At 44.2% G+C, this 10,167-nt stretch carries 9 protein-coding genes; all 9 read left to right on the top strand.

Features of this window, described 5'->3' with window-relative positions:
- The coding region (locus A374_RS18690) for an NADH-quinone oxidoreductase subunit C (RefSeq protein ID WP_007203814.1) at window positions 1-986 on the top strand (986 nt) is incomplete at its 5' end.
- Window positions 987-988: 2 nt separating this feature from the next.
- Window positions 989-2,089, top strand: a complete 1,101-nt coding sequence (locus A374_RS18685) for an NADH-quinone oxidoreductase subunit D (RefSeq protein WP_007203813.1) — start codon at window positions 989-991, stop codon at window positions 2,087-2,089.
- Entirely contained in the window at window positions 2,086-3,090 is a 1,005-nt protein-coding gene (nuoH, locus tag A374_RS18680) for an NADH-quinone oxidoreductase subunit NuoH (RefSeq protein ID WP_007203812.1), read from the top strand. Before A374_RS18685 ends, nuoH begins: the two co-directional genes overlap by 4 nt.
- Window positions 3,091-3,456: 366 nt before the next feature.
- Entirely contained in the window at window positions 3,457-3,876 is a 420-nt protein-coding gene (nuoI, locus tag A374_RS18675; RefSeq protein WP_007203811.1) for an NADH-quinone oxidoreductase subunit NuoI, read from the top strand.
- On the top strand, window positions 3,873-4,385 hold the full coding sequence (locus tag A374_RS18670) for an NADH-quinone oxidoreductase subunit J (protein WP_007203810.1): 513 nt from the start codon (window positions 3,873-3,875) through the stop codon (window positions 4,383-4,385). Before nuoI ends, A374_RS18670 begins: the two co-directional genes overlap by 4 nt.
- Window positions 4,382-4,696 carry an NADH-quinone oxidoreductase subunit NuoK gene (nuoK, locus tag A374_RS18665; protein ID WP_007203809.1) on the top strand — a complete coding sequence of 105 codons (315 nt, stop codon included), beginning with the start codon at window positions 4,382-4,384 and terminating at the stop codon, window positions 4,694-4,696. Before A374_RS18670 ends, nuoK begins: the two co-directional genes overlap by 4 nt.
- Before the next feature lie 40 nt (window positions 4,697-4,736).
- Window positions 4,737-6,596 (top strand): NADH-quinone oxidoreductase subunit L, encoded by a 1,860-nt coding sequence (nuoL, locus tag A374_RS18660; RefSeq protein WP_007203808.1) that lies wholly within the window; start codon window positions 4,737-4,739, stop codon window positions 6,594-6,596.
- Complete coding sequence (locus A374_RS18655; protein ID WP_007203807.1) at window positions 6,593-8,083, top strand: complex I subunit 4 family protein; 1,491 nt, start codon at window positions 6,593-6,595, stop codon at window positions 8,081-8,083. The genes nuoL and A374_RS18655 overlap by 4 nt, the downstream gene beginning before the upstream one ends.
- 1 nt (window position 8,084) lies before the next feature.
- Complete coding sequence (gene nuoN, locus A374_RS18650) at window positions 8,085-9,581, top strand: NADH-quinone oxidoreductase subunit NuoN (protein ID WP_007203806.1); 1,497 nt, start codon at window positions 8,085-8,087, stop codon at window positions 9,579-9,581.
- Window positions 9,582-10,167 lie beyond the last annotated feature (586 nt).

Below are 10,167 nucleotides of genomic sequence, written 5' to 3'. Positions count from 1 at the left end.
CACAAGCCAAAATGGCGGCGAAAGAAGAAACTGAATCAGGCAGTACCGCGACACCAGAAGAAAAAGCGCTCGCTGTCGCAAAAGCCAAGGCCGCTGCTGCCGCGAAGGCAAAAGCTGCCGCACAAGCCAAAATGGCGGCGAAAGAAGAAATTGAATCAGGCGGTGCCACGACACCAGAAGAAAAAGCGCTCGCTGTCGCAAAAGCAAAGGCTGCTGCCGCCGCGAAGGCAAAAGCTGCCGCACAAGCCAAAATGGCGGCGAAAGAAGAGACTGAATCAGGCGGTGCCACGACACCAGAAGAAAAAGCGCTCGCTGTCGCAAAAGCAAAGGCTGCTGCCGCCGCGAAGGCAAAAGCTGCCTCGAGAGAAGCCGGTCCACCTGCGACACCAGAAGAAAAAGCAAAAGCAATTGCTGTTGCCAAAGCGAAGGCTGCCGCTGCTGCAAAGGCAAAAGGAGCCGGAGCAGAAGGGTCAGCTTCTCTTGAAAACACAAAGCCCGAAACACCTTCCATCATGCAACCCCACCTAGATCACTATGTTCAAGTCGTTACATCTTCACTTTCAACCGCAAGTATAGAAGATGCATACATTAACGCGTTATCTAAAGATGTTCCGACGATTGTTGCTCATAAAAGTACGTATTTAGCTATGGCGGAACTCCTCAAACAACATGATCTTCTTCGTTTTGATTATTTATCAGAACTTCATGCCACAGATTTTGAAACTCACTTTGAACTCTATTTACATTTATATTCACATCACTATCGACGTCCCGTTGCCTTAAAAGTAAAGATTGATCGGGATCAAGCTGAAATTCCGTCTGTCACACCACTATGGCGAGGCGCGGATTGGCCAGAGCGAGAAGCCTTTGATTTGTTAGGCATTATATTTCATGGTCATTACAATTTAAAACGAATTATGATGCCAGACGATTGGGTTGGGCATCCGCTCCGCAAAGATTATGATCCGTATGATGTGGAGGTGTAAGCGTGATACGTACGGAAGAGATGCTGTTAAACGTTGGTCCCCAGCATCCGAGTACACACGGTGTATTTCGGATCGTTTTAAAAATTGATGGCGAAACGATTATTGAGGCGACACCTGTGATTGGTTATTTGCATCGCGGTACCGAAAAGATTGCTGAAAACCTGCAGTATACACAAATTATTCCGTATACCGATCGAATGGACTATTTAGCAGCCATGACAAACAATTTTGTCATATGTCATGCGGTCGAAACAATGATGAACATTGAGATTCCAGAACGTGCAGACTATCTCCGAATTATCGTTATGGAGCTTGGACGTATCGCTAGCCATCTCGTGTGGTTTGGTACGTATTTGCTTGATATAGGGGCAATGAGTCCATTCCTATATGCGTTTCGAGAACGCGAAGTCATTATTGGCTTACTCAATGAAATATGCGGGGCGCGCTTAACCTTTAATTATATGCGCATTGGTGGGGTGAAGTGGGATGCCCCAGATGGCTGGATTGAAAAAGTTCGAGATTTTGTTCCGTACATGAGAGAGCAACTTGCTGGCTACCATGATCTGGTGACCGGTAATGAAATTTTTCTAAATCGGGTCAAAGGGGTTGGCTTTTATAGCGCAGAAGAAGCACTTGATTATTCATTAAGCGGTGCTAATTTACGCTGTACGGGGTTGTCGTGGGATTTGCGCAAAGATGAACCTTACTCGATCTATGATCGCTTTGAATTCGAAGTGCCAGCCTTTGATACAGGAGATGCGTGGGCGCGTTATCAATGTCGCATGGAGGAGATTGAGCAATCACTGCGCATTGTCGAACAAGCGGTTGTGCAATTTCCAAGTGATGGCCCAGTTATTGCAAAGGTTCCTAAAATCATTAAGCCACCAAAAGGAGAGGCATTCGTTCGTATTGAATCGCCTCGAGGTGAAATTGGTTGTTATATTGCTTCAGAAGGAAAGAAGGAGCCTTATCGTTTAAAGTTTCGTCGTCCTTCTTTTTACAATCTACAAATCTTACCGAAGCTACTTGAAGGTGAAAACATCTCTAATTTAATTACGATTCTCGGCGGTATTGATATCGTGTTAGGAGAGGTGGATGGTTGATGGAACAATGGTTATCGTCAGCACCTAATGGATTACATGCGCTTGTGTACTTTGTTGCAGGAGCTATGTTGCTGCTCGTTGTACTTGGCTTTGTAACGTACGCGATTTTAGCAGAACGCAAAGTGCTCGGTTTTATGCAATCACGGGTCGGTCCGAACCGTGTTGGTGGCCGGTTTGGCCTATTACAAACGGTCGCTGATGTGCTAAAGCTACTCATTAAGGAAGATACCATTCCGAAAATTGCTGATCGTCCACTTTTTATGCTAGCACCGATTCTTGCGTTTGCACCGGCATTTATGGTGTTAGCGGCCATTCCCTTTTCAGAGAATCTTAAGTTTAGCGATATTGGCATCGGGCTTTTGTATTACATAGCCATATCTGGTATTACCACGATTGGGATTTTAATGGCCGGTTGGGCATCCAACAATAAGTATTCCTTGCTCGGTGGCATGCGTTCTGCAGCGCAAATGATTTCGTATGAAATACCTCTTGTAATCTCGGTCATTGGGGTTATTTTATTTAGCGGTAGCTTAAATTTAACAGAGATTGTGGAGAGTCAAAAAAATATCGCGTTTATCTTTTTATCGCCCATTGGCTTCGTTGTTTTTTTTATCTCTTCGATTGCCGAATTAAATCGAACTCCATTTGATTTGCCAGAAGCAGAGTCGGAGCTTGTCGCGGGTTATCACGTAGAATATTCTGGCTTTCGTTGGGCGTTTTTTATGCTTACTGAATATGTGTACTTATTTGCTATGAGTGCTCTTACGACAGTTTTGTTTCTAGGAGGATGGAACCCGATTCCTTATTTGGATTTCATCCCAGGCATCATTTGGTTTTCGCTAAAGTTCAGTCTTGTTGTTTTTGTCATGATTTGGCTGCGGGGCACAATGCCCAGAATTCGTGCGGATAAGCTGATGGAGTTTGCATGGAAAGGACTATTGCCGGCGGCGCTTGTGAACATTTTTCTCTGTGCGCTCGTTAAGGAGTTGTTTTTACGGTAGGAGCTGGTGAGAGCGTTCGCCTAAAGCTATTGCTTAGCTTCGGTTGGCAAGTCCTCGGCCGCTCCAGCTGCTTTCGGACTTAACCGCCAACCTCAGCTTTTCTATTGTCTAGCTTCGGCGGATAGAGACTTGGTCGTTTCGGTCTGACACAGCAACACAAAAAGCGTGTTGATGTGTCATTCCTCCAACGCCTGTCGTCTCTAAACATCCGCCTCAGCTTTTCTTTTGTCCAGCTTCGGTTGGCAAGTCCTCGGCCGCTTCGCTCTTGTCAATCAACACAAAGAACGTGTTGAGTGCCAAGTGCTCCAGCTGCTTTCGGACTTAACCGCCAACCTCAGCTTTTCTTTCTACAAAGGAGGTTTTTTTATGAAGGGGATTATGAAGGGGTTAGGGTATACGCTTCGGCATTTGTCGAAGCAGACGGTTGCTACTTCTTATCCTGATGTGCCGCTTGAGATGCCGGATCGGTTTCGGGGGATTCAGAAGTTTTATCCGGAAAAGTGTATTGTGTGTAATCAGTGCGCAAATATTTGTCCGACGGATTGTATTCAGTTAACGGGGAAGCCGCATCCTGATCCTGGGAAGAAAGGGAAGGTTATCGAGACATACGATATTAATTTTGAAATTTGTATTCTTTGTGATCTTTGTACGGAGGTTTGTCCGACGGAAGCGATTGTGATGACAAATAACTTCGAGTTGGCTGAGTATAGTCGTGATGAGTTGTTTAAAGATATGACGTGGTTGGATGAGAATGACCATAATGTGAGAAAGGGGAATAAGGCATGACAGGAGAAGTGATCGCGTTCTTTGTGTTAGCGATTGTGGCGATCATGGGCGGCATGTTATTGCTTCATTTATCCAATGTTGTTCACATGGTCGTTGCGCTTGTTTTTACGTTTTTAGCGATTGCGGGCATTTTTATTACGCTGTCAGCGGAATTTGTGGCCGCTGTTCAAGTGCTCATTTATTCGGGTGCGGTCACAATCATTATGCTGTTCGGTATTATGTTAACGCGTCATGATGATGTGTCTGAAAAGAAGCAGATAAAGTCATCAACGCTGTTAGCGGCAGGTGGAGTAGGCGCTTTTTTTCTCCTAATGTTTTTTGCCATAAATGGGATGAGTGTTAGCGAGCCTGCGACTAACTTACATGTTGATAATACGAAGAGAATCGGAGAATTGTTATATACGAACTATTTAATTCCCTTTGAACTGATTTCGGTCTTACTGCTGGCGGCTTTGATTGGAGCTATCATTCTAGCGAAACGCGACGACAAGCAGGAGGAAAAACCATGAATAATGTCCCGTTGTCAGGCTACTTATTGTTAGCGCTCGTTCTTTTTTGTATCGGTTTATTTGGTGCTTTAACGAAAAGGAATGCTGTGATTGTGCTCATTTCAATTGAGCTGATGTTAAATGCCGTTAATATTAATCTAGTCGCTTTTGCGAAATATGGAGAAAACCCAGGACTGACCGGGCAAATTTTCGCGCTTTTTACAATGACAGTGGCTGCTGCTGAAGCGGCCGTGGGTTTAGCGATATTAATGGCGCTGTATCGCAAACGAAAAAGTGTTCATGTTGATGAAATGAATCACTTGAAACAGTAAAGAATGACCTATTTTCCTAGAGTAAAAGGGGCTGAAAAAGATGGTGCACTATGCTTTTATGATCCCGCTATTTCCGTTGCTCTCCTTTTTATTGCATTTGCTTTTTCGTAAAAGGGTTCGTTCTATCGCACCGATCCTCGGTTGTATTTGTACACTTGTACCGCTCGTATTGTCTGTCGGTGTATTGATTGCACGCTTTCAAGGAACAACCTATACGAAAGAAATCGAGTGGCTATCATTAGGCAAAACGGCAATCACCATGGGGGTAGTGATTACGCCACTAAATGCCATGATGCTCGTCATCGTATCGCTCGTCAGTTTTCTTGTTCACGTGTATTCCAAAGAATATATGAAAGATTCCGAGCGACTGGGCACATATTATTCGTATCTTGGTTTGTTTACATTTGCGATGCTTGGCCTCGTCATGTCAGTGAATGTCGTTCAACTTTATATTTTCTGGGAGCTTGTTGGCGTAGGGTCTTTCTTGCTAATCGGCTTTCATTATACAAGTTTAGCTGCACGAGCCGCTGCCAAAAAAGCATTTATTATGACGAGAATTGGTGATGTGGGCTTACTGATCGGCATCATTTTGTTGTACTGGAAAACGGGCAGCTTCTCGTTTGCAGCCATTTTTCAATCGGTGGCAAGCGGAGGTATTTCCCAAGAAATGATAACAGTGACGGCGCTGTTGATTTTTGTCGGTGCGATTGGGAAGTCTGGTCAGCTTCCGCTTCATACATGGTTACCGGATGCAATGGAAGGACCGACACCCGTGTCCGCGCTTATTCATGCGGCAACGATGGTCGCAGCGGGCGTGTACTTAGTAGCGATTATGTATCCACTCTTTTTAGCATCATCCGTGGCAATGACGACGGTAGCTGTCATTGGAGGGATTACGGCCATTTTTGCCGCCTCAATCGGTTTAGTGCAAGATGACTTAAAGCGTGTGCTCGCTTATTCGACAGTGAGTCAGCTTGGCTACATGATGCTAGCACTTGGCAGCGGTGGTTATGATGCAGGTGTGTTTCATTTAATGACACATGCATTTTTTAAAGCGCTATTGTTTCTAGCAGCAGGTAGTGTCATACATGCCGTACATACGCAAAACATCCGTGAGATGGGCGGCTTATGGAACAAGTTGAAATTCACAGGTCCACTCTTTGTAGTCGGTGCCTTATCATTATCAGGCTTCCCGCTCTTTGCAGGATTCTTTAGTAAGGATGCCATTTTTGCAGCTGTTTATCATGATGGGCGCTACGTCTTGTTTTTCATCGCATTGTTAACTGCTTTTTTAACAAGTCTCTATATGTTCCGCCTTGTCTTTCTTGTCTTTTTCGGTCCAGCCGCAGAAAAAATATACCGCGAAAACTCTATCATACTCCTAGCGCCCATGGTCGTTTTAGGAATTTTAGCTGTCGTTGCGGGTTATATTGGGTCATCATGGTTTGGTGCACCTCTACAACGCTTTTTACATGATGGTACAACATCATTGCCACTAGAAGCACATGGCCCTGTGTGGTTACCGTATGTGGCCATCCTCATTTCATTAGCGGGGATTGGTGTTGCATACGTACGATATGGCCGGCGTAAAGACTTTCATCATGAAAATACGTCCTCTTCTCCAGTGACTATGCTTCTGAAAAATAAATATTACGTTGATGAAGTGTATGGTGTGATTTTTGTAAAGGGCGCAGCATTCATTGGAACCATTTTTGTCTTTGTTGAGCGTTATATTATTGAAGGAATGGTTGGTACGCTTGCTAGTACGGTGCAGTGGCTTGCTAAATGCGGATCAGCTTTTCAAAACGGGCAAGTACAGCGGTATGGAGCTGTTGCAATTACTGGTTTAGCGCTCATGCTTTTACTCTTTATTGTGCTGACAGGGGGTTACTTACAATGAATCATCTCGTATCTTTACTAATTTTCTCACCACTTGTCGGCATCCTTCTACTAGCATGTATCCCCGGAAATCGTGAGCGATGGTTAAAATGGGTTGCGCTGCTTTGTACGTTATTGCCGTTAGGGCTCGTTTTCGCGCTTGGAATGGTATTTCGCTTAGGAGAAAGCGGCAACCAGTTTGCAGAAACCATGAGTTGGTTAAGTTATGCGATGCAAGGTGCTACCGGGACGGTGATCTACGCTATTCGCTATGAAGTGGGCATCAATGGGTTATCTCTTGTATTGCTAATGTTAACGACGTTATTAATGGTGTTAGCTGTTATTGCCTCTTGGTCTATAAAGCACCATGTGAAAAGTTACTTTCTTTTCTTTTTTCTGCTTGAGCTCGGCATGATCGGCGTATTTGCAGCACAAAATCTCTTTTTATTTTTTATCTTTTTTGAACTCACGTTAGTGCCAATGTTCTTTTTAATTGGGCGCTACGGTTATCGTGACCGGGAAGGAGCCGCCTACCATTTTCTTTTATATAACGGCTTAGGCTCACTCGTATTATTGATTGTCTTTGTAACGTTATTTATGGTTACAGGCACGATGAATTACGCGGAGTTACTAGCCGTATTACCGTCGTTAAGCAGTTCTTTTAAGATGGGCTGTTTACTTGCCTTATTGCTAGCTTTTGGAATTAAGCTGCCGATGGTACCTCTCCACTCATGGATGGTTAAGGTCCACGTAGAGGCACCAGCACCTGTTGTGATGCTTCATTCAGGTGTATTGCTGAAAATCGGAGGCTACGGGCTCATCATGTTTGGTATGTTGTTCTTTCCAGAAGAATTTAAGGAATTAGCAGGCGTTCTAGCAGTATGGGGTGTAATCAATGTATTGTATGGCGCTTTTCTGGCGCTCGTTCAAAAAGATCTCAAGCGAGTTCTCGCTTATTCTTCTGTTTCCCATATGGGCATTGTTTTGATCGGTCTTGCGGCCTGTAATGAAGCAGGGATCAAAGGGGCGATCTTGCAGTTGCTATCGCACGGGCTCATTTCCGCATTATTGTTCTTTTTAGTAGGAATCTTATATGAGCGTAATGCAACATCGCAATTAAAAGATTACAGCGGTCTTGCTGTTGGAATGCCGGTAACAGCGGGGTTATTACTTGCTGGGGGGCTCGCTTCGTTAGGATTGCCAGGCATGTCTGGCTTTGTGAGTGAGTTTCTCGCATTTCTCGGTCTTTTTGAAAAGATGCCTATCGTTGCTGCTGTCGGTACACTAGGGCTCATCGTAACAGCTGCTTATGTGCTGCGCGCAATTTTAGCGATTACGTTTGGCGAGCAACGGTCGATGGAGCGCGCTGTAGAAATCAATGCGCGTGAACGTGTTCCAGCGTTTATTTTACTTGCATTGATCATGCTCATCGGGGTGTTTCCGAATGTTGTTACCGCACCGCTTGCCACACTTCTTGATACCATTTTGCCGCTTGTAAGGGGGTCATAACATGAATTGGCAAGCGATTGAATGGGGTGCCATGCTTCCTGAATTGATCGTGCTTGGCACATCCCTTCTGTTAATTCTGCTTGATTTATTTCTACGTAAAACGGTGTCACGTCGACCGCTTGGTTTTCTTGCCTTACTTGGGGTAGCGGGCGCCTTTAGCGCACTTGTTCTTCAGCTGCATGAGCCGTCCATTCAGCTATTTCATGATATGTATCGGGTAGATGGCTTCTCGAAAACGTTTAAAATGTTACTGCTCATCGGTACATTTTTAGTGCTTTGCTTAGCATATGATGCCAAACTTGGAAGAGAAGAAAACGTTCGTGGTGAGTTTTATTATTTAATTCTCACGGCGTTAGTAGGGGCAATGTTTATGGCCTCTAGTGCAGATATGATTACATTATTTATTGGCTTAGAGCTGTTATCTGTTTCTTCTTATATTATGGCTGGTTTGAAAAAGCACGACGCACAATCAACAGAAGCTGCCTTTAAATATGTGGTTTCAGGCGGAATTGCAACGGCCATTACGTTATTTGGTATGAGCTACCTTTTTGGTCTATCGGGTGAAACGAATCTATATAGCATGGCGAAAGCACTACAGGAAACAGCCTTACCGGATCAATCTTATATGCTTGTCTTTGCTTTTTTTATCACCTTTACTGGGTTGGCGTTTAAGATTGCTTCTGTTCCCTTTCATATGTGGGCTCCTGACGTTTATGAAGGTGCGATGGTTCCTGTAACCGCCTTTTTAAGCGTTGTATCGAAAACAGCAGGTTTTATCTTTATTATACGGTTTTTCGTTCTCGTCTTTATGATGAGTAAGGGGGTTAATAGTGATTCGCTGCTGCAACAAGTGCAGCCATATATCATCTGGCTTTCTGGTATTACGATGCTTGTTGGAAGCATCATCGCATTACGGCAAAGTAATGTAAAACGACTGTTTGCCTACTCATCAATTGCACAAGCAGGCTTTATATTAGCTGCCTTTTCTGTTTTTACACCAGCGCTGTTCGAAACGATGTGGTTTTACTTATTTGCGTACGTGCTTATGAATATCGGTGCCTTTGCTGTCATCCAAGAAGTGACGACGCGGAACAATGATACCGGGATGACAAGCTTTGAAGGATTGGGTAAGCAATCACCGTGGCTAGCCCTTGCAATGACGATCTTTCTGCTCTCGCTGGCAGGAATTCCTGCTACAGTAGGTTTTATTGGTAAATTTGGAATCCTAATTGCGCTGTTAGGTTATGGAGGATTGCATTATGTGCTTGCGGGTATCCTAATTGCTGCTACCCTGCTATCCTACGTGTATTATTTTAATCTTATTGTGCAAATGTATTTCCGAACAGGTGAAGTAAAAGAAAAGCGTCGTTCTCAAAAAGGATTGCTTATTGTTACAATCGTCTGTGCCGCTGCGACCGTGATCTTTGGGATTGTGCCCAATATCGCTCTTCACTTTTTTTATGAACAATTTTCAATTTCGACATTTCTTCAACTATAATGCAGGAGGCTGGGGTATAAAACAGCCTTTACTCATAACAAATGGCTGGATCATCGGTTTTGGTGATGAAGTCATTTGTTTTTTTTTTAAATTTTTTTTTTCAAATCACAAGAATATATGCATTATTAAGTCGCCAATCTGCAAAGGTGTAAAAAATTACGTGCAAGGCACCCAGTTCGCGCGCAGAGGCACTCCGTTCGCGCGCAGGGGCACCCGATTCGCGTGTAAGAGCACCTAAATCCTCGCAAACAAGTCAAATTCCTCGTCAGAGCATACGTCGGAGATCACAAAAGAACAAATCAGGGGCCGAGCCTATTAAAACGACTCAAAACGAGTAGAAATTGATAGAGTCGATATCTCATGGATGATGAATAACACTCGATTCCGGGAACGGTAAATATTTACCGACTGCAGAAAGTTTTACCCCCAACAACTAAATAAGGGTTAGTATGGTAGACCAGCGTAACAGGGTTGAAACTGATTTAGACTTTTACACAATATTATGGACTTGACTCAATTTGCGCAAAGGTCAGTGATTCGCGCGCAGAGGTACTCCGTTCGCGCGCAGGAGCACTCTGTTCGCGCG

Origin of the sequence: Fictibacillus macauensis ZFHKF-1 (genome assembly GCF_000269865.1) — a bacterium.
Classification (GTDB): Bacteria; Bacillota; Bacilli; order Bacillales; family Fictibacillaceae; genus Fictibacillus_C; species Fictibacillus_C macauensis.
Note: the sequence above shows the minus strand (reverse complement) of the source record. Positions and strands in the feature narration are given on the sequence as shown.

Coding starts and splice junctions, on each gene's coding strand:
- nuoI (WP_007203811.1), top strand. CDS start 3,457: ATGAAGGGGATTATGAAGGGGTTAGGGTATACGCTTCGGCATTTGTCG.
- A374_RS18670 (WP_007203810.1), top strand. CDS start 3,873: ATGACAGGAGAAGTGATCGCGTTCTTTGTGTTAGCGATTGTGGCGATC.
- nuoK (WP_007203809.1), top strand. CDS start 4,382: ATGAATAATGTCCCGTTGTCAGGCTACTTATTGTTAGCGCTCGTTCTT.
- nuoL (WP_007203808.1), top strand. CDS start 4,737: ATGGTGCACTATGCTTTTATGATCCCGCTATTTCCGTTGCTCTCCTTT.
- A374_RS18655 (WP_007203807.1), top strand. CDS start 6,593: ATGAATCATCTCGTATCTTTACTAATTTTCTCACCACTTGTCGGCATC.
- nuoN (WP_007203806.1), top strand. CDS start 8,085: ATGAATTGGCAAGCGATTGAATGGGGTGCCATGCTTCCTGAATTGATC.